Genomic DNA, 23,995 nt, shown 5'->3' with positions numbered 1-23,995 from the left:
CATTACCCAGACTTTTTTTCTTTTTTGTTACCAGTTGACGCGCTGAATACATCATAATGGCAAACAGGACCATGTCTGATTGGTATAACATCCTACTTAATTTTTAGTAATCCGTCCATATGCCTGCGGATTGTATCATTTTCCGGCAAAATCGCTTAGGGATTTTTAAAAAGGATACCGCTCAAAGCTAACTTGCCCCATGGCAGATTTTTCATACCTGGCCAGGCAGACTTTTCTGAATTGAGGGTCGAAATGCGGCGGCTCGGGAGAAAGACGTATATTTTCCAATTCCTCGGCAAAAAAGAAAACCCGGGTGTTTCCATACTTGGTATGGGGCATAAAATCTCCATAGGCACGCATGTCTCCCCATAAACTGTCTTTGGCATAAACAGCATATATCCGGACCACTGGTCCGGTATTATTTTCATTTCTGTAGGTCTCCAGTTCACGGTATTCTCCTTGCAGCTCTGATATACCTGGCTGGCTGAGACTATCGTATACCATCACGGCCGCCAATATTGCCACTGCAGCGGCTATCAGGTAAAACAAATAATTTGTTTTCATTTTGGAACGTTTACAAATGTTAAAGCCTTAATTTAGCCCAAAATTCTGATAATGGCATTCGAATACATCAAAGCCCTGCATATAATTTTCGTCGTTACCTGGTTTGCAGGCTTGTTTTACATCGTTCGGCTGTTTATTTACCAGACCGAAGCCATGGATCGGCCTGAGGCGGAAAGGGCCATCCTGAAACCTCAGCTTGACCTGATGGCAAGGAGATTATGGACTATCATTACATGGCCATCTGCTGTATTGACACTGGTGTTTGGGATCTGGGTATTGCTGTACCGTCCTGCCTACCTGCAGTTGCCCTTTATGCATGCCAAACTGGGCTTTGTGATTCTGCTCTATGCCTACCATATCCGGTGCCACTATATCTATAAGGCCCTGCAGCAGGGTATAGCAAAGTGGAGCAGCGCAAAACTGAGAATGTGGAATGAGGTAGCTACCTTGTTATTATTTGCGATCGTATTTCTGATCGTTTTAAAAAACCTGCTCAATATGGTATGGGGAATGCTGGGACTGGTGATGCTGGCAATGGCATTGATGCTGGCAACCAAATGGTACAAAAGTATACGGGAAAGGAACTAATGTAACCAGGGCTGTGTACTATTTTAGATATGAAAACTAACCTGCGGTTCATTATTCCAGCGATATTCATTCTTTGCTGGACTGCCTGTCAAAACAAGGAAAAATCGAACGACAGCCTTCCCATTTTGGGCCACCGCCATGTAGCGGATCATACGGATTCTGGAATGGTGAAAGGAGATACAGTCTACCATACCATCGCCAACTTTGAATTCATCAATCAGGAGGGCGACACCATTACCCGTAAACACGTGGAGGGAAAGGTGTACGTGGCAGACTTTTTTTTCACCTCCTGCCCTACCATCTGTCCGATAATGAAAAAAGAAATGCTTCGGGTATACGAGGCATTTAACGACCAGCCTGACTTTAAAATACTCAGCCATACGATTGATCCGGAATATGATACTGTGGCGCTATTGAAGGATTACGCCGCCAGGCTTGGTATAGAAAACGCAAGTACCTGGAATTTTCTTACCGGAGACCAGGAAAAAATATTTGAAATCGGTCAAACTTCCTATCTGACCACTGCCATGACTGATAAAACCGAACCAGGAGGTTTCCTGCATACCGGTGCCTTTCTCCTAATCGACCGGCAGGGCAGGATACGAGGTGTGTACGATGGCACGAAAGCCACGCAGGTAGATCAATTGATCAATGACATCCCCAAATTACTGGCTAACAATGTCCCGGGGACTGAGTAAAATTCCGATACTACTATGGCTGCTGGTAACCATCTCCTGCAGCCCCGGGGAAGGGACGGAAGGCCCGGGCATCAACGAAATTGAAGACCTGAAAACCAAACAGTATGCGATCCAGGGTCAGCAGTTATACCTGCAATATTGCAGCAATTGTCATCAGGAAGACGGAAGCGGGCTGGCACGTCTGATTCCACCATTAAAAAAAGCAGATTACATGCTTGATGATATCGACCGCACCATCCGCCTGATCAAAATGGGTATCTCGGGAGAAATTATCGTCAATGGCACCAGCTATGATCAGCCCATGCCGGGTTATCCTCAGCTTACAAACCTGGAGATCGCCCAGATCAGCACTTATATCTACAATGTCTGGGGAAACAAAAAAGGACTTGTACCTGCTGAAAGGGTCAATACAGTTCTGGAAAACGCTTCAAACATCCCGTTGCAATAATTCCTCTGCTGTACTCAATGCGGAAAGTATATCGGCTTTCACTTTTTCGACCATCTGGAGTTGACCCTGCAAATAGGTCTGTGTTTCTTCCTCAGTCATTTCGGTATACTCACTTTTAAATTGACGCATCCAGACGAACATGGCGTCATAGGCTGACTCACAGGAATCTGCTGCTGCATTTAATTCCTCCCGGTAGACGGCAGTTTCTTCATTTCCTTCCAGCGCATTAGCTTTTTCCAGCAACCTTTCCTTTTGGGTCTTTAACTCACCAATCTCAGGCATAACTTCATCATGAACAGCAATAACCTGTTGCTTTAAAGCCTCATTTTTATCTTTTTCCGTCTGGCAAGAAAATAAAAGGGTGAAAAATAGCATCGATACTGCAAAACATTGTAATTTCATGGCTGATGTCAAGATTGGGTTGGGGTGATCGGTTAAACAGAAATCGATAGCAAATTTGAAAAATTTTAACCTTATATAAAAATATATTCTACTATTATTTCATTGTAAAATCAGTATTAGAGCAAAAAAATTAAAATTTATATAATTTAGGTAATAAATGAAACCTTACTGCTTTGCCGAAAACAAAATAACGAACAGTAATGAAGCCAGCATCCATCCGCTGGATATTGGACTGATCCGGGGATATGCAATTTTTGATTTCTTCAGGACGGTGGGCAGGCATCCGCTTTTTCTTGAAGAATACCTGGAACGATTTACCCAATCGGCAGAAAAGGCCGGTCTGCCCCTGGACTACAGCCTTCAGGAACTGAGGGATATTGTGTATACACTGATCGAAAAAAACGATCATCAGGACGGAGGTGTAAGAATGGTATTGACCGGTGGGCTATCTGACAACCATTTCCTCCCCGCACGCGGAAAACTTTTTATCTTTTGCGAACCCTTAATGCTGCCATCCCGGGAGAAGTATGAAAAGGGTGTAAAGCTGCTAAGCGTAGAATACGTACGCCCATTGCCGGCTATCAAAACAACGAACTATACCTATCCCTGCTGGCTGAGCCTGGACTGGAAAGCGCAGGGAGCAGAAGATGTGGTCTATCATTACAAAGACAGGGTATCTGAAAGCTCCAGAAGCAATATTTTCCTTGTCAAACATGGCCAGATATATACGCCGCAGCGGGATATCCTGTGGGGCATCACCCGAAACAAGGTCATGAAACTGGCAGGCGGAGTGGGACTGTCGGACTTTAACCTGGATGATCTGATGGGTGCAGATGAAATATTTATTAGTTCTACGACCAAGAGAATCCTTCCCATCACCGATATAGACAATGTGCAGATTGGCAATGGCCATCCGGGACCGGTAACCAAAGAACTGATGGCGGCTTTCCTGGATATGGAAAAAGAATCTGCGGGATCAGTAAATTAAGAGCGACAATAGGCCGCTTCAGGGTGATACCATCGTGGCATCCTTCAGGATATACATCAGCTTTTCCGGGTCCCTGGCATTGAGCTCAAGTTTGCCTTTCACCTGTACCTTTTTGGAAGTATACTTGATGGGATCTCTCAGCATAACTTCCATGACCGTCTCGGGGCCACCGGAGCCGCAGAAAAAGCACTCCGCCAGCGGCAGCGAGGAGAGAATAATGTGTTCCGGCTTGAACATGCCCTCAAAGGGAATGATGTAGCCCTCAGCAGTAATTTCCTTCCCCTGCAGTTTTTTAATTTTTTCGTCAAAAACCGGCAGGTACAATTCCCCAAACTCATCTTCCCCGATCTCATAGGTGACATTGGATAAATCTTTCCAAACACTGGCTTCCTGCCCCCGGGCAGATAAAGAAATTAGACTAAACAATACTATCAAGTATTTCATATTCGTGCTTCTTTGTTTAATAAACTGTAGGGTCTGCTTTGTGGCAGGTACCCGGCAATCAATTTCTGTCCGAATAAAGGTGTAACCCTTCGACCTCCTGCGTACCGGATGAAAATGCTGTATATTTCATTTGGTCAACTGGTTTGCAATGTCTGCCCGATAGGCGTTCCAAGCTGGTATCAGTGAGGCCACTACACCTACGACAAGCGCATAGGCAAGAATCCACCATTCCTGATTCAGGAAAACATCTGCTCTCAGGCCTGAGAGCGCACCCTGTTCATTGAGCATAACCAGAATGTACAGAAAAAAGTGCCCTATACCTAATCCTGCAACCGCCCCTAGAAAAGTAAGCAGAATACCTTCCAGAATGATCAGGATAAACAACTGCTCTTTCGATGCGCCTATTGCCCGCATCACAGCAAGGTCATATTTCCGCTCCTTGAGGGAATTATACAATGCGATAAATATGCCCAAACCTGCAATCAAAACGATGATAAGCGCCAGGCCCTGTACCAGCGAAATTCCTACTCCCAGCAACTCAAAAAGCCTGGATATTTCAAAAGAAGGTGAGGCTGCCTGCATGGAACTTCTGCTATTGACCAGGCGGGGCAGTTGCACCGCAGCGATGGGGTTTCTGTACTGGATCAGAAGTGTGGTAAGTTCTCTGCCCTCGTCCTCCGTTGCTTCCGGAAACCCGGTTTTAGCTACTTCCTGTTCCATCTTGTCGTGATCATGTGCTTCATCATGCGCATACCAAACAGATTCTACACTAGTAAGAATTAGCTGGTCCACTACCCTATCCGTAGGTGACAAAATACCAACTACCTGATAGGGATGCTCATCGTGCTCGTGGCTGGCCGCTGCAATACCGTGAGAACCTACAAAAGTATCACCAACACCGAAGCCGGTCTTTTCTGCGACTTCACTACCCAGCACCACTTCAAATGCTTGTTTCCATGCATCTCCACTGGAAAAGTCTGTTTCATACAGGTCCAGGTAATCGAGGTTGGTACCCACTATCCTGAATCCCTCATAGTTATCACCCAATGCCAGCGGAATGGCTTTTTTTATGAGCCGGTTTCGCGACATGGCTCTGGCTTCATCCAGGGGAATATTACCGGTAGGGAAATCTATATGGTATACAGCAGAAAGTACCAACTGCAAGGGGCTACCCTTGGCGCCAATTACCAGATCAATACCGGCTGCATCCCGGTTCATTTTGTTTTGAAATTGATCCTGAATCAGGATGAGCACGGTGATAATAGACAAACCAAGTGCCAGCAGAAGTATATTTAAAGCAGTATTCCAGGGCTTGGCCAGCAGGTATTTCCAGCTCAGCTTTAACATACTCATAGGTCCTTGCGCTTTAAGGTTATGCTTTGGTCGATTTCACTTTTGATGCGATGGTCATGCGTGACGATGAGCAGTGCTGCGCCGAGTCTCATTGCCTGGCTTTTAAGCAGGTGTACGACGATCCCCGCATTGTCATCATCCAGGCTGGCTGTTGGTTCATCTGCCAGTATTACTTTGGGATCATTGACCAGGGCTCTGGCAATAGAGACACGCTGCGCTTCACCTTCACTCAGGGTATCGATGCGCTTATTTTTTTTATCCATTATCCCCAGTTCATCGAGCATTCGGTCGACATCGCGGGAAACAGATTTTTTGCTGAAAAATTGAGGCAAGGCAACATTTTCACCAACGGTAAGTGGACTGAGAATATGAGGTTTCTGGAAAACGATCCCGATGTTCTTACCCCTAAACTTATCCAATCTATGGCCGCGTAGTGCGTAAAGTGAAGTTCCGTTTACCAAAACTTCACCTGCTTTGGGAGCGAGCAGGCCAGCCATGATATTCAAAAATGTCGTTTTTCCGCTGCCGGATTTGCCCAGCACCAGCAGAGATTCTCCTGCCCCGATTTCCAGATCCGGCAATTCGAAGGCCGGAACTCCCTCATAGGCAAATTGAATCGACTTGGTTGCAATCATTAATATTTATTTTTTTGCGGGTATTTCGAGATGAAACTCCGTCCCTTTATTGACTTTACTGGTGAATGATATTTTGCCTCCAATCACTTCAATACACTTTTTAACAATCGATAACCCCAGGCCAGACCCCTCTCTCAGTCCCACATTTTTTGCCCTGAAAAAGCGATCAAATAATTGTGACTGTTCAGGCTCTGAAATGCCGATTCCCTCATCTTTAATGGAAAGTTTGAGTGTATCGTCTTCATGGGTGACGTGAAAAAGCACTTTTCCGCCGTCTTTTGAGTATTTTACGGCATTAGAAAGCAAGTTTTCCAGGATCTGATAAAGCAGATCCATGTCCGAGGTAATCATTTTGGGTAGCTTTTCGAAAGAGGTATGGATCTTCACATTATTGTCTATACCGGCCTTTACCATGTCTACCACTTCATTGAGAAATGCTGAGGTATAGATGCGTACCGGTTTGTAATTCATCTTATCGGCGTCAGCTTTTCCAAAAAATAACACGCTGGTCAGAAGACTGTTCAGGTTTCTAACAGAATTTTCGATTTTTGTTGCGTGTTTGACAATTTTTACTTTGAAAGGATGGTCCTTCTCCGCATACATTTTCAGTAACTGCGCAGAACTTAATATTGAGGTGAGTGGAGTTTTGAACCCATGCGACACATTCTGTACGATCCTGGACTTCAACTCACTCAGTTCCCTTTCTTTTTCCAGGGCCTTTTGTAATTCCTTATTGGCTTCGTTCAGATCGGCGGTACGTTTCTTTACCTTCTCCTCAAGCTCATTATTGAGGCTTTGAAGCTCTTTTTCCTTCTTATCTTTGAATATGGCCAGTTCGATAACCATATTGAGCTCTCTGATGTTGAAGGGTTTGATTACATAGGCGCTTGGGTTGGTTACTGCTACTTTCTGCAAGGTTTCCGAATCGGAGCTTGCTGTGAGATAAACGACCGGAATGTTGTATTTTTCATTGATAATTTCGGTAGTTTTAATACCGTCCAACTTGCCAGACAGGTTGATATCCATCATGACGATGTCAGCACGGGTATTTTCCAGGATCTCCAAAGCCATCTCTCCGGAATCGGCCATGCCAATGATCTGATGGTGATTTTTCTCCAGGGCTTTTTTTAGTAAAAGTGCCGATACGGTATCGTCTTCGGTAATTAGTATTTTTAAAGAGAACATACTTACAAAATTATTAATATCTCGGATCTCCATGTGGGCTTACTGTTCTAAGGGGAGGGATATTTTTACCAGTGTCCCTTTTCCCTTTTCACTTTCTACCTCTATATGCCCACCCAGCCGGTCCACCAAATGTCTGGTGATGGCCAGACCGATTCCGGAACCCTCAAATTTACGGCTAAAACCTCTACTTTCCTGCTCAAAGGGATAAAACAATTTAACCAGGTATTCCTGACTGATACCCACCCCCTGGTCCTGAACCTGCAAATTCAAATTACTTCCCACTTTCTCTACCCAAATTTGGATCATTCCTTTCTCAGAATATTTTATGGAGTTTCCTACGATATTGTTTACAATTATTTCCAAACATCGTCTTTCTACTTTTGCTATAAATGGCCTGGTAGCAAATTTTGTTGACACCAAGATACCTTTTTTTATTCCGATAGATTTATGGTTGAGCAATATTTTTGAAATAAAATCATTGATGTTGGTGTCTTCTAAAAAGAGATCTACCCGATCAGACTCAATAAGTGACAGGTCCAGTATGCTGGTCATGGTGTGAAGCAGGCGTTCCCCACTTTCCCTGATGATCTCCAGATGACCCTGTAATTCCTCATCGCCAGTTCTGTTTTGAATCAATTGTTCCGTACTACCCAGAATACCATTCAGCGGTGTTCTGATCTCATGGCTCATGTTTGAAATGATGCTACTTTTCAATTGGCTCACCTCTTCTGCCTTTTCCTTGGCCAGTTTCAAACCCTGCTCGTAAGCTTTCTTACTGGAGATATCCCTGAATACATTCAGAAAAAGTGGCTTACCATGGTAGTCTTCCTTCATTCTCGTGATGTATAACTCTACCTCCAATATACCCGAACGAAATGGCATGCTTAATTCGCAGGTATACCCACTCGCATCAATATTTTGTAAATCTCCTTTGATCTGATTACGAATGGTAATATAATAATCAGGGTCAGCAAAGAGATGTCCCAAACCATAGGTTTGCAGTGATTTTTCAGATACAGAAGCCATTTTGCACAAATTGGGATTGGCTGCCAATACCTGTCCTCCCATTACCGAGAGCAACAAGCCATCTTGTGAACTGTTCCATACATTGCGAAACCGGTCTTCCCTATTTGCGATCTCTATGGTTTTTTCGTTGAGTGAGTTCTTCAACACCCCCTGGTGTTTTGCCTGTCTGTAAAAGGAATTGATCCCAATCCCCAGGGCTATTAAAAATAAAATCACCAATAGGATGAACCAGAGTTGGAAATAAAAAGGGTAATCAATTTGAAACTCGGTAGAATACACCGTTTCCGAATCTGGATATCCTGCCAGAGAAGCCTTCATGGCCAGCCGGTAGGTTCCGGGAGGTAAATTGTTGAAATAGAGATCACTGCTCCTGGGATTTTCTACTTTCTGCCAGTCGGAATGAAAACCCTCCAGCTTGTAATAAACCAGTAAACTGGGTGAATTGAGAAAGCTCGCAGCACTAAATGAGCACACAATATTGTTTAATTGATAGGGGACGGTGAGAAAATCTGTATCTACCGGCTCTGCATCCAGCACCGCCACCCGGTCCAGACTTACCAGGGGACTGGTGGGGAAATTCTGATCCTCCTCCGGATGGTATACCGAAACGCCATTCTGAGTACCGATAAAAACCCTTCCCCGATCTGCCTGTACCAGTGCTCCCCGTGCCACATCATTGCCCAACAAACCCGTGTTTTCATCAAAAACGCGAAGCCGGTCCCTTTCATGTAGGATAACTCCCGAATCGGTTCCCAGCCAGACGAATCCATTTTCGTCCTGAAGGATGGCATAGACAGGGTGAGTTATGGACTGACCCAATAACTCTGCCGGAACCAACTTCCCATCTGAATAGGAAAAATACCCTTTTTCGGTACCCAGAAATATTGTATCATTTTTCTCGAGAAAATCGTAGCCCTGCACTTTGATCAGCCCTTCGTATGCTTTTACCTCTGTGGTAGAGACGGGACTTCCCGCTACCAAAACGATCCAGTCTCCATTCTTCAGTTTTCCAATTTTTCGGATAAACCCGATATCTTCGTCTTCTGGAAATCCAACGTCTACGGGATGCATTTGTGGTTTCCTTCCTGGCGCAGGCAGCACGGCCCTGTAGATTTTTTCCTTTCCCGCTACAAGCAATTCCTCTCCATTGGCCCAGACATAGCTTACAAATTCACTGTCTGGAAGCGGAAATAAGGAATATGAATAGGTGTTGGCATCAAAAAATCCCAGGCCGTTTTCATAGGCAGAAAACCAGACATTGCCATTTTTGTCCTGACTGAAATTCAGGACCCTGTCCCGCCTGGTAGGCAATTCATCCTCATTGAAGAAGTAGGTTTTCACCACCCTGGCCCCATTCCAAACCTGAATTCCGTTTTCAAAACCTGCCAGATATTTCCGCCGGTCAAACTTTATGGTAGCGGATATGTCGGACCTCGCCATTCCTGTGCTCTGGTCAAAATTCTGAAACCGCGTACTGGCCAAATTGGCCAGACCACGGAAGGTACCCAGCCAGATGATCCCCTCCCTGTCTACCAGCGCAGTATTGATCTGATTGGTTCTCAAATCATCATAGACGGAAAGTTCAAAAACGCGCCTGGTCTGCAGGTTGTATTGAAACAAATGGGAATTAAAATAGAAATAAAGTTTGCCAAACCTGAAAAACAGGTCATACGAATCCTCAGGTCCTATAGATTCCTGCCGGAAGTCTGCCCTGACTGTATCAATCAGGTTTCCCGAGTGGTCTCCTTCGTAAACGGCATTTTCGGTCAGGAAAAAATAGCTGTCTGCTTCGGCTGCATAAACCATCTGCACCAGTGGATCCATGATATTCTGCTGTATCGAAAGGGATTTGGGCCGAAGTTCATCATTTTTCAATTGATACACCCCCTCCTGAAACAAAAACAGGGTGTCGGTGTCTGACACAAAATGAGAATAATACTCGCCCAGGCCATCGGTAGTTATGTTTACCGGCACCTTGGAGGGATGCTTCTGGTAGATAATCTGGTTTGGCAGCACCATAAACAGCTGCTTATTCTCTGATTTACCCAGCGGAAAGAAGTGGATTTCGTCAAAAACAGCTGCAGTATCCACCACAGACAGCAGGGTATTGGCTTTCTGCCAGGACTTCATATTGAAATGGTAAAGCATTGGCTGTCCTGCTGTCTGATAAACCCATACCATACCATCATCATCGACACGGATCTTCTGTTGCGTAGAAAAGGCTGCTTTGATACTATCTGGCAATTGCAGAGAGGCGATCCCGTCGGAATATTGCACCCCTCTGTTGCTGGCCACCCAAACAAACCCCCGCTCATCCTGGTCAATAGAATAAATCTGGTTGGGAATTCGGCCGAAGCCCTTGATTTGTTTATTGAATTTGAACGTTTGACCCCAGGCCAGAGCCTGGAACAGCAATAGAAAAAATAAAAGGAATGTTCTTCTCATGGTGTGTCAAACTGATCCTAAAAATATAAAAAGTTATCAATACTCTAAATTAAATTGATATTGTTTGCCATTTCTTTTTGTGATCGCTCTTTATCTTCTATTTTTGTAGCGAAATTAATGTACTATAGATATATGAGCGTAATGGTAAATAAACATTCTAAAGTAATTGTTCAGGGTTTTACCGGCACCGAGGGATCATTTCATGCCCAGCAGATGATAGAGTACGGCACCAATGTAGTGGGTGGCGTTACGCCGGGTAAAGGAGGTACCACCCACCTTGGGAAGCCTGTATTCAATACTGTAGAAGATGCCGTCAAGTCCAAAGGTGCGGACACCACCATTATTTTTGTACCTCCGGCGTTTGCAGCGGATGCCATCATGGAGGCAGCAGATGCCGGGATTAAGACCATCATTACCATAACTGAAGGTATACCCGTAAAGGACATGATGAAGGCCAAACCCTTCGTCAAACAAAAAGGAGCCACATTGATCGGTCCGAATTGCCCTGGTGTCATCACTCCTGGCGAAGCAAAAGTAGGCATCATGCCTGGGTTTGTGTTCAAGCCCGGCAGAGTAGGTGTGGTGTCCAAATCCGGAACGCTTACATATGAAGCGGCAGACCAGATCACCAAAGCTGGACTGGGTGTTTCTACTGCTATAGGCATCGGTGGTGACCCCATCATCGGGACTTCTACCAGGGAGGCGGTGCAAATGCTGATGGAGGATCCGGAGACAGATGCCATCGTCATGATCGGTGAAATCGGCGGAAATTACGAAGCTGAAGCGGCAAAATGGATCAAGGAAAACGGAAATAAAAAGCCTGTAGTTGGTTTTATTGCCGGGCAGACTGCACCGGCAGGCCGTCGCATGGGCCATGCAGGCGCCATCATTGGTGGTAAGGATGATACCGCTATCGCGAAAATGCGTATCATGAAAGAAAATGGCATCTATGTAGCAGAGTCTCCCGCCGAAATCGGAGAAGTCATGGCCAAAGCGCTCGGCGTGGATGCCTGAAAAAAAAACAACCCCGCCGATTGGGTAAAATAAATTCACACGAGAAAGGAGACCTAAGGGTTTCCTTTTTTTGTTGTACCCCCAGCCTCGCATTTGGGCATCCCGATCACCATCCATCAAAAGGCTATTGCAAAAGCCGAAATTTTTCTTTTACTTTCATTCCTTCTGACAGAATAACACCAAATAACCTGTATGCCTGCGATGAAAGCATGTATCTTCCTCCTTTTTTCTTTATTTGCACTCCATCCGACGATGGCACAGGAGACCCTCGACTATACCCAGGACATCATCCCTGTACTCCGGAAACATTGTTATAACTGCCACAATGTGGGCAATCCCAAGGGCGGTGTAAACCTGGAACGCTACGAAGAAGAAGGCCGGATCATCAAAGAAGGTCAACTTTGGCTCAAAGTAGTAGACATGGTCAGGACCAAGGAAATGCCGCCCTCTAACAAACCCTCCCTGAACGAGGAAGACTACCATGTATTGGTCGATGGCATCAATGGCATCCTGATCAAGTCGCTGGAAAAAAAGACCCCCGGGAAAGTTATCATCCGGAGATTAAGCCATACAGAATACCATTATACCGTGCTTGACCTCACCGGCATCTCCTATGACGCCGCAAACCGATTTCCTGCGGACGGTTCGGGCGGTGGTGGTTTTGACAATCAGGGAGGCTCCTTGTTTTTTACCCCGCTCAAGATGGAGAGGTATTATGATGCCGCCGAAGAAATTGTAACGAAGCTCTACGCAGATCCGGAAAAATGGCAGCAGCTGGTACCCATCCAATACCACCAAAAGCTCTGGCAACGCTTTCTGAATTGGCTCCTGCCAAAATTTAGTGCAGATTTCAAACCCATAAATCCTCCTGAAGCTGCAGCAGAATCGGTGATTTACCCCTTTGCGGGTAAGGCCTTCAGGAGATTGATCAAGGTGGAGGAAAAGGAAAACTTTATGGCGCTCTTTGAAAAAGTATACCAAAGCATGCCCGATGATCCCAATCCTCAACGGTTTAACAAGTCTGTGGCCGAAGTATTTAAAGCCATTTTGATTTCCCCTTCCTTTCTGTACAAAATGGAAGAGGAGCCAGTGGTCAATGACCCGGTCCCGTTAAGCGATTTTGAACTCGCCAGCAGGCTGTCCTTTTTCTTGTGGTGCAGCATGCCCGACGATGAGTTGTTCCAACTGGCCGTTCAGGGAAAGCTTCAGGACGAAGGCGTGCTGGAGCAGCAGGTCAGCAGGATGCTGGAAGACCCAAAATCGCTTCGGTTTTCTGAGTCGTTCGTCAGCCAATGGCTGGGAATCAACAAACTGAAAGACCCCAATGCTCCATTGGCTGAACTGGCCCGGTTTCCCCAGTTCACCCAGGACATCAGGGAAGCCATGTTCCGGGAAACCACCGCTTTCTTCCACCATGTGCTTACCGAAAGGAAGAATTTTCTCGATCTGATTTCAAGTAATTATTCCTTTTTGAATGAAGAATTAGCGGGTTATTATGGAATAGACGGGGTAGAAGGCGAGGATTTCAGAAAGGTAGCCCTTGCCACACCTGTAAGAGGTGGGCTACTGGGCATGGGAAGTGTACAGGCAGTGACCTCCCTTCCCACGCGCACCAGCCCTGTATTGAGGGGCAAGTGGGTATTGGAAGAAATTCTGGGTACCTCTCCCCCACCTCCGCCACCGGATGTGGCCGAGCTACCGGAAGACGAAGGCTTGCACAAAGACCTCGGACTAAAGGCACTGCTGGAACGGCACCGTTCGGATCCAGCCTGCCAATCCTGCCACGAAAAAATGGATCCTCTTGGACTTGGTCTGGAAAACTTCGGGGCTGATGGCAAATGGAGAGAAAGCTATGGAAATGTCCCCATAGACCCTTCAGGTGTGCTGGCCACTGGAGAAACGTTTGAAGGACCAGCAGAATTGAAGCGCTTGCTACTGGAAGAAAAAGAGAAATTTGCCAGAAATATTTCTCAAAAGTCGCTTTCCTTCGCTATTGGGCGGAGCATTACCTTCACCGACGAAATGGCCGTCAGAGAGCTGTCTGATGTGCTAATGGAAAATGACTTTAACCCGGATTTATTCATCGCTGAGCTGGTAAAAAGTTATCCTTTCCGTATGAAAATAAAAGATTTTCAGAAAAAAGTTAATGAAATAGATTAAATTAGCTGAAGATCACTGGTTTGACCGGTTGCGCAACGACAAACGCAGCATGCCAATGGTATCAGAAAAACGATAGTATCCATGAATAAAAAGTGGCAAATTTCGAGAAGAAAAATGTTAAAGGGAGTTGGTGCTGCCATCGCACTTCCATTTTTGGAAGCCATGGCCTCCCCCCTCAGTCTGAACAATTACAGCAAAGACGGCTTTCCCCTTCGGTCTGCTTTTATGTTTATGCCCAATGGTGTGCATCCCGGGCGCTGGACGCCCGAAGGTAGCGGCAGAAACTTTCAGCTTTCGCCAACGCTGGCTCCCCTGAGCCATTTGAAGGATGATATTCTGGTGCTCGGTCAACTGATGAACAAAAATGCCATTTTCCAGGGAGCAGACGGGCATTATGCGAAAACGGCAAATCTGCTTACCTGCATGCCGATTCAAAAAACAGCTGGTGATAATATCAATAGCGGTGGCATCTCAGTAGATCAGTTGCTTGCCAACCACTATAAAAATCAAACCCTTTTTCCTTCTCTGGAATATGGCCTGGATCGAATCCAGACCGGAGTGGACATCAATGTGGGATTTACCCGCCTGTACGCCAGCAGTATCTCCTGGAAAAACCCAACTACCCCGCTGTCTAAGGAAATTGACCCCCGGCTGGCCTTCGACAGGCTTTTCAAATCCTTTGTACCTGGCAGGCAAGCAGTAGAAAACCCGCACAAGAGCAGCATCCTGGACGCTGTACTTTCAGATGCGAAGACACTCAAAAATAACCTCGGTCGATCCGACCAGGACAAACTGGAAGAATACCTGGAATCAATACGGTCTATAGAAAAAAGAATCAACAACCAATCCAATATCAAGGATTTTGCAAGTAAAATCACCCCGGATATTCAAAAGGAACTTGTGCGGGTAAATCAAAATATCGATGAGTATGTAGAGGTGTATGCAGGGGTAGATGTCACAGAAAAAACCAGGCTGATGTTTGACATCATGGCGCTGGCGCTCTGGAGCGATGCCAGCAGGGTGGCTACCTTTATGTTTGGCAATTCGGTAAGCAACAGAAATTTTTCCTTTCTGGACGGGGTCAATGGTGCCCACCATTCCATCTCACACCATATGAACCACCCCGATAAAATGGAGCAATATGACCGAATTACCAAGTGGCATCTGGAACAATATGCCTACTTCCTGGATAAATTGAAATCTATCAAAGAGGGTGACGGCACGCTGCTGGACAATTCATTGGTCATGTTTGCATCAGGGCTTAGGGATGGCAACAGGCACTCCCCCCGAGATCTGCCTGTCATCCTGGGAGGCCACGGTGGCGGTAAAATTAAATCCGGTCAAAACCTTATTTTTGAAGAAAATACACCACTGGCCAACCTGTACACCTCCTGGATGCAGACAGCGGGAATAGAAATAGATCATTTTGCGGATAGTACCGGAGTATTGCATCCGATCATGAATTGAGTATTGCCGTTTTCTTACTTATTTTCTTAGCACTTATTTTCAGGAATGATCCTTCCTGCTATCAGGAAATTTATGCACGAATACAATCCCCCCAGCCAGGCACGGAGACGAAGCAAATTTGCTAAAACAGGCTTGCTATCCCTGCCTATCGCCGTTTATCTGACATTGTTGCTCCTGCCAGCTGAGACTGCCACGCAAAGTGCCGTGCTTGTTTTTCTTGGTCGCTTTCATCCGTTAATCCTGCATTTCCCCATAGTACTTATCCTACTCACCACTGCATTCGTTCTTCTGGGGAGACTCAATCCACTATTCGAAAAACCCATAATCATCAGATCCTTATTTGGCAGTACCGTATTTTTCACGCTGGTAGCTATACTGGCGGGATACCTGCTGTATATTTCTGATGCCTACTCCGGCGCCCTGGCCAGAAATCACTTTTACGGCGCCCTGCTTACCGGAGGAGCTATTACGGTCTGTTTCCTACTATACGAATGGGCAAAGAGTAAAAACAAGGCAAATGGACCGGTTTTTTTTTCCTTTCTGGCGCTGACCAATTTATCACTGGCCTATACCAGCCACATGGGTGGATCCCTGACCCATGGAGAAGATTACCTCTCCGAACCGTTGGCGGGGATCTTTCCCGCTGAAATAGAACAAAAAGATCCGGAAGAAATGCTGCTGTACGCAGATATTGTGGCCACAGTCCTGGAATCCAAGTGCGTCAATTGCCATAATGAAAACAAATCCAAAGGAGATCTGCTTCTGGACAGCTATGAGGCCCTGCTGTCTGAGGGTAAAAGTGGCAAGCAGGCCGTGGTACCCGGCAATCCCGATGAAAGTGAATTGATGGTCCGGGTCAGACTTCCTGAGGGACATGATGACCGCATGCCGCCCGAGGGCAAGCCGGGGCTAACTGCAGAGGAGCATGAACTTCTGGCCTTATGGATAGCCAATGGCGCCGATCCTCAGGTAAAAAAAGGAGAGGTGGACGATGCAAATATGCAAGCCAGTCTGGAACAAATGATGCCGGCGATACTACGCGCCCAATACAAAATACTGGAAGATAAGGCTGCGTTTGAGGCAGCACAGCAAGCGTTGGAGACGATTGCAACAGGGCAAGGTGTATCAATTGCGCCGGACAAGCAAATGAATAACAAGTACTTTGGCCTGAAAATGAAATTCCCTCCAGCTCCCTTTGGCACGGAGCAATTGAAGGCATATACGGCATACTTTCCGTACTTTTCTAAAGTTTCCCTTGCCTCCACTGATATTGTAGATGACGATCTGTTTTATCTGGGAAAAATGACCGAGCTTAGAGAGCTGGTGTTGCAGAAAACTGCCCTCACCGGAGAAGGCCTGCCCTATCTAAAAGATCTTCCACACCTGGAAACATTAAACCTGTCGTTTACTCCGTTGGAAGATGCGCATCTGCTGCATCTCCTGTCTTATCAAAATCTAAAAAAGGTATATCTCTTTGGGACCCCATTGAAACAGGAAATTGTCGAAGCTTTTCGGAAACACAAACCTGATATCGCAGTCATTATGGAAGAGGGTCCCTATTATTGATGGTCCTTTTTCTTTATCCACCGGTAATGTTATTGTAAACGAACGATTATGCGCCACAACCCCTTCCACCTTCTTTCGAACAGGCTACACCTGCTGTGTATGCTTGGACTCTTTTTTTTCTCTCAATGCAATCCGGCTGAAACAAATGAGAACACCCGCTCATCAGTCAGGGGACTGGACTTGCTAAGAGCATATGTAGCTGAAAGGCAAGATGTATTTGACTATGAGCTGGTTCATTCCTCCAAAGGACGGGGATATTCCTACTATGTGCTGAAAATGGTTTCCCAAAAATGGCTTACCGGGGCCGAGGTCGATTCTACGACCTGGTGGCACTGGGTCTCCTTTGTCATTCCGGATAGCCTGCAACACGATACCTCCCTGCTGATGATCTCGGGCGGTAGCAGCGGGTCTAAAATGCCGGAAAAACCAGATGAGCTGATCTTGCAAGCTGCGCAGGCTACCGGGTCTCCAGCCATTAAAGTGCACAATATCCCTTATCAGCCACTGAGATATGTAGGTGACAGCCTGAAAAGAAGAACTGAAGATGGCTTGATTGCCTACGGATGGAGAGAATTTCTGGAGCGGGGCGCAACGGACGATGCTGCCATCTGGCTGGCACGGTTTCCCATGACGAAGGCAGTGGTATCGGCAATGGATGCAGTAGTGGCATTTAGCAAAAAGGAACTGGACATTACATTGGAAAAATATGTTGTGGCGGGTGCTTCCAAACGAGGCTGGACCACCTGGACAACCGCAGCGGTAGATGATCGTGTAGTAGGCATGGCTCCCCTGGTCATTGACATGTTGAATCTCACGCCATCTTTCCGGCACCATTGGCAAACTTACGGTTTCTGGGCTCCGGCTGTAGACGATTACTCCCGGGAGGGAATTTTTAACTGGATGGACAGCCGGGAATTCGACCGCCTGACCCAAATTGTTGAACCCTATAATTTTCTGGAGGTCTACGCTGAAATACCAAAATTGCTTATCAATGCTTCCGGTGATCAGTTTTTTCTTCCCGACAGTTGGAAGTTTTACTGGGATGAGCTCCCAGGAGAAAAACACCTGGCATATATTCCCAACACGGGGCACTCCCTGGACAATACCGATGCCGCAAAGATTCTACTGGGCTTTTATGACCATATTATCGGGAAAAAGAAACGACCGGACTATCAATGGGAAATTTCAGAGGAAGTCATCAATCTTCGCGTTGACCCGGAAAACCCACCTGTATCCATTAAGCTTTGGACAGCTACCAACGAGTCGGGTCGGGATTTTAGAATCGACGAATTGGGCCCCGCCTGGACGGCCAGCAACCTGCCGGTATCTCCTGACGGTAATTACACCATCCCCATCGAAGCGCCTGAAAAGGGCTGGCGCGGACACTTCGTGGAGCTGACCTATTCAGGTGAAAGCCCCCTGAAGTTTACCAGCGGGATAAAAGTCCTCCCAGAAACCTATCCTCATCCACCTTTTGTTCCCGAAACGCCCCAAGGAAGCCCCAAGGACTGAAATTATTCCTCTAGTGTGAAAGCAGAAAGACAAAAAAATGAAAAAATTACTGATCTGCAGGCATGCCAAATCGTCCTGGGACCAGCCCTGGTTAAGTGACCGGGAAAGACCACTGGCCCAAAGGGGGTTAAGGGATGCCCCGGTCATGGCCAAAAGACTGAAAACCAACCATATCTTTCCCAACAAAATCGTCTCCTCTAATGCAAAACGGGCCTTACAGACGGCAGAGATTTACCAGGATGAATTCAGCAAGGAGGATGTGTGGTTTGAAAAGACACCCGAACTTTATCATGCCTCGGTTCGGGAAATCCTGCAATTGCTTCGCAAGCAGGACAATCGGGTCAAAAGCCTTTTTATCTTTGGCCATAATCCGGGCTTTACAGACCTGATCAACTACCTGGGCGAACCGCTGGATAGTCTACCCACCGCTGCCGTATTTGGTTTCACTTTTACCACCGACCAGTGGACAGCTATTTCCCCGGAAAATGCCTCGTTCTGGTTCTATGACTTTCCAAAAAACCAATCACCTAAAATTCTCTGACGTCTTGCAATACGCCGGTAAAGTGCCCGGGATTTGCAATCAGATAAGCTACTTTTTTGGCGATTTCCTCCGGGGTACTGAGTGCTCCCTCTGATTTGAAAGATTTAAATTTGGCAAGGCTGCTGAAGCCTTCTTCAGGTGCCGACCGTATGGCTTCCTGCATAGGTGTATCAATGATACCCGGTGAAAGCGCAAACAGGCGAAATCCCCTGTTTTTTAAATCCGCCTCATGCTGCGCAACGGCCGTCATTTGATTTAGCGCTGCCTTGGATGCACTATAGCCAGACCACCCATCAGTAATTTTTCTTGCCGCACCCGAACTGACATTGACAATTATTCTTTCTCCATTATATCCATCATACTGACGCATAAACGCGTTCATTAAGATTGCCGGTGCAATCACATTTACCTGATAAATCGTCTGGATGGATTCCGGGGAAAGGTGCCCGGTATGGGCGATTTCTCCGATCCAACCTGCATTATTTACCAAAACCACCTTGTCGAAGGGGCCCTCCGGCAATATCTGGTCCATCCGTTCGATTAGCCCTCTGGTATCGCTCAGATCCATACTCAGGCCGGTAAAATTCCCCTGCGATTTCAGTGAGGATCTGGCGATTCCGATCACCAGATTGTCTTTGTCAGAGCGGAGCAGATCGGTCAGGGCCTTTCCGAGGCCTTTACTGGCTCCTGTGATGATGTAACAGTTTTTGTAATTCATAGCAAATCTATAATTAAGGACCATACAATAGGTGGGCCCGTTATCGCTTCGATACCTGGTGCAAGTGCAAACTTAAGGCATGAAATCTATAAATCAACATGATAGCCGTCAATGTCAAACCGGTCAGCAAGCCAATCCATATTCCCATCTCCTGCCAACCGAGCATGAAAGCCAGAAAATAGCCAAGGGGAAGACCGATCACCCAGTAGGCCACCAGCGTTACCAGGGTGGGCACTTTAACGTCCGATAGGCCACGCAGAGCGCCCAGTCCCACCACCTGGAGGCCGTCAGAAAGCTGAAAAAAGGCAGCGACCACCAGGAGACTGGCTGCCATTTCTACTACCTGCCGGTCGTCAATATATAGTAGCGGCAAATAATTTCTGCTTAGCAAAAATACGAGGGCGAAGAAAAGCATAAAAACAGCCACCATGGCAAAAATCGAAAAGCCAACGGCTCTTAGTTTGGAAATGTCTCTTTTACCCAACTGATTGCCCACCCTTACCATTGCGGCTGCAGAAAGACCGGAGGCCATCATGTAGCTGATAGAAGCGAGGTTAATTGCGATCTGGTGTGCAGCAAGCGCATTGACACCGATCCAGCCCATCATGATTGCTGCAGTGCTGAAGGCCCCCACTTCAAATACAAATTGTAAGCCCGTGGGCACTCCTATGCGAAGCATTTTTTTCAAAATGGATAGGCGAATGGTTTTAAAGCTAAAACTACGCAAAAATTTTGCATACCGCTTCGAGCGGGTAACGTAAAGATAAATCGCCCATGCCATCAGGATCCGTGCGATCAGAGTGGCCCATCCGGCTCCATTTAATCCCAGCTCCGGAAATCCCCAATTGCCGTAAATCAGCAGCCAGTTTAATATAATATTAAACAAATTAAAAGCAACAGTGATGTACATGGCTTGCCGGGTTTGGGAAAGTCCCTCAATGAACTGCTTATAGGTCTGAAAAAACATGAAGGGTACCAGAGAAAAGGTAATGATCAGCAGGTAGGGAATTGCAAGTCTCACCACTTCTTCCGGTTGATTTAACCACTTCAATCCCTGAGAAAGCCCGAGTACAAGGAGAAACAGCACGAATCCGGAGGCACCGTTAATGACAAATCCATGGCCCAGCAGGCGTCCGATTTTCCCCTTTTTACCTTCACCATCTGCTGCAGCTACCATAGGCGTTACGGCCATGGAAATCCCGATTCCAAACATAAGGATCAGGAAAAATATGCTGTTGGCGAGTGATGCGGCAGCCAGAGGAGTGGCGCCTAGCCGGCCTACCATAACATTGTCTGCCACACCCACCATCACCTGCCCCAGTTGACTCAGCATCACCGGACAGGCCAGCCTGAAAGTAAAATTGAAATCTGCGTTAAATCCTTTCCAATCCATGCCTCAGGGCTGTAGGTCTTTCAAAATAGCTGCAGTTTTTAAAATGGCTGCAATGCTGATCGCGTCTGTAATCCGGCCGGCCATCACCATTTCCAGCGCCTCGCTGAACGGAAGGCGCCAGATCTGCAGATCCTCCGTATCGTCAAATTCGGGCTGCCCGGCTTGCAGGTCCTCTGCGACATACACATAACCCACTTCATCGGTGACAGAATTTGAGGTGTGGATTTTCATGATTTCGGTCCACTTCTTTGCCGACAGGCCTGTTTCCTCTTTGAGTTCCCGCCTGGCACTTTCCAGAGCGCTCAGTCCCTGCGGCCCTCCCCCCATTGGTATCTCCCAGGAATACTCGTCCAGCGTATAGCGGTACTGCCCCACCAGCCAGGTATGCCGTTCATCGTCCAGCGGAACGATACCTATGGCCATGTTTTTAAAACAAACTTTCCCATAAATGCCCTTTGTTTGCCTGGGACTGATCACCTGATGTTCTTCTACCCTTATCCAGGGATTGTCATACACCTCTTTTTCTGAAAGTTTCGTCCAGGGATTTTTCATGTTTTTTCAATGGTTTCAATTTGGTCCTATTCTCTCAGACCTTATGGTGACATGGTTGTACTGATCTTCAGGAAGGATCTGGCGGAGTTGATCATCTTCATTCAATGTATCACCGGCCTGCTACCTGCCTTGTAACAGCTGTACCAGAGCAAGGGTGTAGCAGGCCAATTTTGATTAGTAAAAATCCATTATGCCAACAAACCTTTCCCGGATACAAGCTATGTTACGCGAAAGCCGCGGATTCGATTGCCTCATAAAAAAAGGGTGACATCAAGCCACCCTTCAAAGGAATTGAATTGAATCGATGTGTTTATGCCGGAATGGGCAGTACTTTGCTATCTTTGAAGGTAGAGAGAATAACCATAGACTGCATGGAATCTACTTCTTTAATTTCGCTGACTTTTTCCAACATCAGTTTTTGATAGGAATTGATATCCTTGGAAATGATCTTCAGGATAAAATCTCCGGTTCCTGTGATGTGATGGCATTCGATCACTTCGGGAATCTGGTCGATTTCCTTCATGAATGCATCTATATTGGATTTGTTGTGTCCAATCAGACCGACAAGGACGAATGTACTCACACCCAAACCTATTTTTTCGGGATCCAATTTGGCGTGATAGCTTTTGATGATGCCTGATTGCTCCAATTTCTTGACCCTTTCCAGAGTTGGTGCAGGAGACAAACCTATATCTTTTGAAAGCTGTGCATTGGTAATTTTTGCATTCGCCTGAAGGATTTCTAAAATTTTACGGTCGATTTTGTCAAATTTCACTTTTATGCTATTATCCATACTGTAAAGAATTTACCGAATTATATGTGGTACAAAGGTAATCTAATTTATATTTATTTTAAAGACATTTACGAAAAAAACGCAGGCGTGGGCGAAATATTGTTACAAATTTGTCAAATTAATTAAAATAATTGCTCTTATTTTTTGTAGATACTGAGAAAAGATACACTTCCTGCTGAATAAAGCCTTCAATAACAGTTTAGTGGCTATCAAAGTTTATTCTCTTTTAAAAAAGTTCTGGCCTCCTTATGGGCCGGGTGCTTTCTTTTGGCATGATTTTTCACCGACTCAAAATATCGCCGTGCTTCAGCGCGGTTGCCTTGTCCTAAATTGATTTTACCTAGCTGTAAAAGCGCAAAAAGGTAGTAGCCGCTTTCCTGAGACTCCAGTTCCTCTCCGAAGGCTACCGTTTGCATGTAATGTTTTTTGGCCCCTTCATACTGTCCCATCCTATCGAGATATTGAGCAGCAAAAAAAGAGGCATACCGACCGCTATTGGCCTCATATCCGGTCCAGCCCTCCTCGATCCGGCGGAGAATTTCCAGAGAAACTTCCATGGCTTCCTTTCCCCTGCCTACTGCATACAATTGCCGGGCAAAAAACCGGTGAAAATATGGGTTATTGGGATACTTTTCGTGTAAATAGGAGGTAATTTCCAAAGCCTTAAATGGCTTTTTCTCCTCAGAGGCGTAGAGCCTGAAAAGAAAATATTGGGCCTCCACCCTGGCGTAAAAAGAATTTTCTGCCACCTCCTGAAGCTGTTGTAGCCCCAGTTGTTGATCGCCCCTGGGAAAAAACAACATCACAGGCCGGAGCATGGGATAATTTTCCGGTATCCAGACCGAGAAATAATTGAACAGGGCATCGCCCAGGAGTAACTCTGGATTCAATTCTTCCTCTCCCCTACTCATTTCCATGTAATTCAGTGCGTTTTTCCCCGCAAAAGCCGCACTGGTCCAATTCTTTCTTTCACTATGAAGACGACCCTGAAACCCATAGGCTCCGGCAAGAAAAAAAGCTGCCTCCTTATTGTCCGGCTCGCGGTCTAATATGGCCTCCGCCTTTTCAATGGTGATGTCCATATACCGAAGAAAAAGAGCATCGTGAGATTCATTCTCTGTAGCAACAGCTATCTTCCACCATTGACTAAGCCCCATGAGAAAGTACGGCAGCGGATGATCCGGATAGGTGTACCGCATGACCTGAAACCCGCGTTCAGCATTTTCAAAATCAAAATTGTACATGCTATTGACCGCGTCAGTGATGCGAAATTGAAGTCCCTTGTCCAGCAGTAAATATTTACTTTCCGTCTCTCCAATTTGCGTCACGGCCTCCATCTGCGCCAGGGTTTTCGCGACGGGAACAAACAATACCCAGCAGGCAATCAGAAATATTATCGTTCTATTTTTCAAATTCAATTATTCGTCAGATCAAAATTATTCCACGAAAAACAAACAACATTGTTCTACAATTAATTTCTAACGCGGTGTGAAATTTAATATT

The 23,995-nt window shown here is 46.1% G+C and carries 22 protein-coding genes; 10 read left to right on the top strand and 12 right to left on the bottom strand.

Annotation, left to right across the window (positions count from 1 at the left end; translation table 11 throughout):
- Nucleotides 1-165: 165 nt before the first annotated feature.
- Nucleotides 166-564 (bottom strand): hypothetical protein, encoded by a 399-nt coding sequence (locus tag BUB19_RS14180; protein WP_073095227.1) that lies wholly within the window; start codon nucleotides 562-564, stop codon nucleotides 166-168.
- A gap of 51 nt (nucleotides 565-615) precedes the next feature.
- On the opposite strand from BUB19_RS14180, the gene BUB19_RS14175 reads away from it, so the two are divergent.
- The 3 genes from BUB19_RS14175 to BUB19_RS14165 are packed head-to-tail and all read left to right on the top strand — an operon-like array spanning nucleotide 616 to nucleotide 2,298.
- Nucleotides 616-1,152 carry a CopD family protein gene (locus BUB19_RS14175; protein ID WP_073095226.1) on the top strand — a complete coding sequence of 179 codons (537 nt, stop codon included), beginning with the start codon at nucleotides 616-618 and terminating at the stop codon, nucleotides 1,150-1,152.
- A gap of 29 nt (nucleotides 1,153-1,181) precedes the next feature.
- On the top strand, nucleotides 1,182-1,850 hold the full coding sequence (locus BUB19_RS14170; protein ID WP_073095225.1) for an SCO family protein: 669 nt from the start codon (nucleotides 1,182-1,184) through the stop codon (nucleotides 1,848-1,850).
- Nucleotides 1,831-2,298 carry a c-type cytochrome gene (locus BUB19_RS14165; RefSeq protein ID WP_073095224.1) on the top strand — a complete coding sequence of 156 codons (468 nt, stop codon included), beginning with the start codon at nucleotides 1,831-1,833 and terminating at the stop codon, nucleotides 2,296-2,298. Before BUB19_RS14170 ends, BUB19_RS14165 begins: the two co-directional genes overlap by 20 nt.
- Here the strand turns inward: BUB19_RS14165 and BUB19_RS14160 are convergent.
- A complete protein-coding gene (locus BUB19_RS14160) occupies nucleotides 2,278-2,712 on the bottom strand; it encodes a hypothetical protein (protein ID WP_143156044.1) in 435 nt (144 codons plus the stop codon). The two genes, BUB19_RS14165 and BUB19_RS14160, sit on opposite strands and share 21 nt — an antisense overlap.
- A gap of 145 nt (nucleotides 2,713-2,857) precedes the next feature.
- On the opposite strand from BUB19_RS14160, the gene BUB19_RS14155 reads away from it, so the two are divergent.
- The gene (locus tag BUB19_RS14155) at nucleotides 2,858-3,688 is read left to right on the top strand and encodes an aminotransferase class IV (protein ID WP_073095222.1); all 831 of its coding nucleotides are present in this window, start codon (nucleotides 2,858-2,860) and stop codon (nucleotides 3,686-3,688) included.
- 18 nt (nucleotides 3,689-3,706) lie between these two features.
- Here the strand turns inward: BUB19_RS14155 and BUB19_RS14150 are convergent, their stop codons facing one another.
- From BUB19_RS14150 to BUB19_RS14130, 5 genes are all read right to left on the bottom strand, one after another.
- Nucleotides 3,707-4,132 (bottom strand): hypothetical protein, encoded by a 426-nt coding sequence (locus BUB19_RS14150; RefSeq protein WP_073095221.1) that lies wholly within the window; start codon nucleotides 4,130-4,132, stop codon nucleotides 3,707-3,709.
- A gap of 126 nt (nucleotides 4,133-4,258) precedes the next feature.
- Entirely contained in the window at nucleotides 4,259-5,485 is a 1,227-nt protein-coding gene (locus tag BUB19_RS14145) for an ABC transporter permease (RefSeq protein WP_073095220.1), read from the bottom strand.
- Nucleotides 5,482-6,120, bottom strand: a complete 639-nt coding sequence (locus BUB19_RS14140; protein WP_073095219.1) for an ABC transporter ATP-binding protein — start codon at nucleotides 6,118-6,120, stop codon at nucleotides 5,482-5,484. Before BUB19_RS14140 ends, BUB19_RS14145 begins: the two co-directional genes overlap by 4 nt.
- Nucleotides 6,121-6,126: 6 nt before the next feature.
- Nucleotides 6,127-7,305, bottom strand: a complete 1,179-nt coding sequence (locus BUB19_RS14135) for a hybrid sensor histidine kinase/response regulator (RefSeq protein WP_073095218.1) — start codon at nucleotides 7,303-7,305, stop codon at nucleotides 6,127-6,129.
- 39 nt (nucleotides 7,306-7,344) lie between these two features.
- Entirely contained in the window at nucleotides 7,345-10,776 is a 3,432-nt protein-coding gene (locus tag BUB19_RS14130; protein ID WP_073095217.1) for a sensor histidine kinase, read from the bottom strand.
- A 132-nt stretch (nucleotides 10,777-10,908) separates the two neighbouring features.
- Here BUB19_RS14130 and sucD point away from each other — a divergent pair, with 132 nt between their 5' ends.
- The 6 genes from sucD to BUB19_RS14100 all read left to right on the top strand — a co-directional run bounded on the left by sucD (nucleotide 10,909) and on the right by BUB19_RS14100 (nucleotide 19,036).
- Complete coding sequence (sucD, locus tag BUB19_RS14125) at nucleotides 10,909-11,790, top strand: succinate--CoA ligase subunit alpha (protein WP_073095216.1); 882 nt, start codon at nucleotides 10,909-10,911, stop codon at nucleotides 11,788-11,790.
- 201 nt (nucleotides 11,791-11,991) lie between these two features.
- A complete protein-coding gene (locus BUB19_RS14120; protein WP_073095312.1) occupies nucleotides 11,992-13,950 on the top strand; it encodes a DUF1592 domain-containing protein in 1,959 nt (652 codons plus the stop codon).
- Nucleotides 13,951-14,031: 81 nt separating this feature from the next.
- Nucleotides 14,032-15,417: a DUF1552 domain-containing protein gene (locus BUB19_RS14115; protein ID WP_073095215.1), complete on the top strand. Its 1,386-nt coding sequence runs from the start codon at nucleotides 14,032-14,034 to the stop codon at nucleotides 15,415-15,417.
- A gap of 72 nt (nucleotides 15,418-15,489) precedes the next feature.
- The gene (locus tag BUB19_RS14110; RefSeq protein ID WP_143156043.1) at nucleotides 15,490-16,983 is read left to right on the top strand and encodes a c-type cytochrome domain-containing protein; all 1,494 of its coding nucleotides are present in this window, start codon (nucleotides 15,490-15,492) and stop codon (nucleotides 16,981-16,983) included.
- Between the two features lie 48 nt (nucleotides 16,984-17,031).
- Nucleotides 17,032-18,495 carry a PhoPQ-activated pathogenicity-related family protein gene (locus BUB19_RS14105; protein WP_073095214.1) on the top strand — a complete coding sequence of 488 codons (1,464 nt, stop codon included), beginning with the start codon at nucleotides 17,032-17,034 and terminating at the stop codon, nucleotides 18,493-18,495.
- Between the two features lie 37 nt (nucleotides 18,496-18,532).
- On the top strand, nucleotides 18,533-19,036 hold the full coding sequence (locus BUB19_RS14100) for a SixA phosphatase family protein (protein ID WP_073095213.1): 504 nt from the start codon (nucleotides 18,533-18,535) through the stop codon (nucleotides 19,034-19,036).
- On the opposite strand, the gene BUB19_RS14095 is transcribed toward BUB19_RS14100, so the two are convergent.
- The 5 genes from BUB19_RS14095 to BUB19_RS14075 form a co-directional block, all read right to left on the bottom strand.
- Nucleotides 19,023-19,754 (bottom strand): SDR family NAD(P)-dependent oxidoreductase, encoded by a 732-nt coding sequence (locus BUB19_RS14095; RefSeq protein ID WP_073095212.1) that lies wholly within the window; start codon nucleotides 19,752-19,754, stop codon nucleotides 19,023-19,025. The two genes, BUB19_RS14100 and BUB19_RS14095, sit on opposite strands and share 14 nt — an antisense overlap.
- A 40-nt stretch (nucleotides 19,755-19,794) precedes the next feature.
- Nucleotides 19,795-21,147, bottom strand: a complete 1,353-nt coding sequence (locus tag BUB19_RS14090; protein WP_073095211.1) for an MATE family efflux transporter — start codon at nucleotides 21,145-21,147, stop codon at nucleotides 19,795-19,797.
- Nucleotides 21,148-21,150: 3 nt separating this feature from the next.
- Entirely contained in the window at nucleotides 21,151-21,699 is a 549-nt protein-coding gene (locus BUB19_RS14085) for an NUDIX domain-containing protein (RefSeq protein WP_073095210.1), read from the bottom strand.
- 310 nt (nucleotides 21,700-22,009) lie between these two features.
- On the bottom strand, nucleotides 22,010-22,492 hold the full coding sequence (locus tag BUB19_RS14080; RefSeq protein ID WP_073095209.1) for an Lrp/AsnC family transcriptional regulator: 483 nt from the start codon (nucleotides 22,490-22,492) through the stop codon (nucleotides 22,010-22,012).
- A gap of 209 nt (nucleotides 22,493-22,701) precedes the next feature.
- On the bottom strand, nucleotides 22,702-23,862 hold the full coding sequence (locus tag BUB19_RS14075; protein ID WP_394333882.1) for a tetratricopeptide repeat protein: 1,161 nt from the start codon (nucleotides 23,860-23,862) through the stop codon (nucleotides 22,702-22,704).
- Nucleotides 23,863-23,995 lie beyond the last annotated feature (133 nt).

This window comes from Cyclobacterium lianum (genome assembly GCF_900143075.1).
GTDB classification, from domain to species: Bacteria; Bacteroidota; Bacteroidia; order Cytophagales; family Cyclobacteriaceae; genus Cyclobacterium; species Cyclobacterium lianum.
Note: the sequence above shows the minus strand (reverse complement) of the source record. Positions and strands in the feature narration are given on the sequence as shown.

Bases quoted from the DNA above. Each gene is read 5' to 3' on its own strand.
- BUB19_RS14180 (WP_073095227.1), bottom strand. From the start codon at position 564: ATGAAAACAAATTATTTGTTTTACCTGATAGCCGCTGCAGTGGCAATA.
- BUB19_RS14175 (WP_073095226.1), top strand. From the start codon at position 616: ATGGCATTCGAATACATCAAAGCCCTGCATATAATTTTCGTCGTTACC.
- BUB19_RS14170 (WP_073095225.1), top strand. From the start codon at position 1,182: ATGAAAACTAACCTGCGGTTCATTATTCCAGCGATATTCATTCTTTGC.
- BUB19_RS14165 (WP_073095224.1), top strand. From the start codon at position 1,831: ATGTCCCGGGGACTGAGTAAAATTCCGATACTACTATGGCTGCTGGTA.
- BUB19_RS14155 (WP_073095222.1), top strand. From the start codon at position 2,858: ATGAAACCTTACTGCTTTGCCGAAAACAAAATAACGAACAGTAATGAA.
- BUB19_RS14150 (WP_073095221.1), bottom strand. From the start codon at position 4,132: ATGAAATACTTGATAGTATTGTTTAGTCTAATTTCTTTATCTGCCCGG.
- BUB19_RS14145 (WP_073095220.1), bottom strand. From the start codon at position 5,485: ATGAGTATGTTAAAGCTGAGCTGGAAATACCTGCTGGCCAAGCCCTGG.
- BUB19_RS14140 (WP_073095219.1), bottom strand. From the start codon at position 6,120: ATGATTGCAACCAAGTCGATTCAATTTGCCTATGAGGGAGTTCCGGCC.
- BUB19_RS14135 (WP_073095218.1), bottom strand. From the start codon at position 7,305: ATGTTCTCTTTAAAAATACTAATTACCGAAGACGATACCGTATCGGCA.
- BUB19_RS14130 (WP_073095217.1), bottom strand. From the start codon at position 10,776: ATGAGAAGAACATTCCTTTTATTTTTTCTATTGCTGTTCCAGGCTCTG.
- sucD (WP_073095216.1), top strand. From the start codon at position 10,909: ATGAGCGTAATGGTAAATAAACATTCTAAAGTAATTGTTCAGGGTTTT.
- BUB19_RS14120 (WP_073095312.1), top strand. From the start codon at position 11,992: ATGAAAGCATGTATCTTCCTCCTTTTTTCTTTATTTGCACTCCATCCG.
- BUB19_RS14115 (WP_073095215.1), top strand. From the start codon at position 14,032: ATGAATAAAAAGTGGCAAATTTCGAGAAGAAAAATGTTAAAGGGAGTT.
- BUB19_RS14110 (WP_143156043.1), top strand. From the start codon at position 15,490: ATGCACGAATACAATCCCCCCAGCCAGGCACGGAGACGAAGCAAATTT.
- BUB19_RS14105 (WP_073095214.1), top strand. From the start codon at position 17,032: ATGCGCCACAACCCCTTCCACCTTCTTTCGAACAGGCTACACCTGCTG.
- BUB19_RS14100 (WP_073095213.1), top strand. From the start codon at position 18,533: ATGAAAAAATTACTGATCTGCAGGCATGCCAAATCGTCCTGGGACCAG.
- BUB19_RS14095 (WP_073095212.1), bottom strand. From the start codon at position 19,754: ATGAATTACAAAAACTGTTACATCATCACAGGAGCCAGTAAAGGCCTC.
- BUB19_RS14090 (WP_073095211.1), bottom strand. From the start codon at position 21,147: ATGGATTGGAAAGGATTTAACGCAGATTTCAATTTTACTTTCAGGCTG.
- BUB19_RS14085 (WP_073095210.1), bottom strand. From the start codon at position 21,699: ATGAAAAATCCCTGGACGAAACTTTCAGAAAAAGAGGTGTATGACAAT.
- BUB19_RS14080 (WP_073095209.1), bottom strand. From the start codon at position 22,492: ATGGATAATAGCATAAAAGTGAAATTTGACAAAATCGACCGTAAAATT.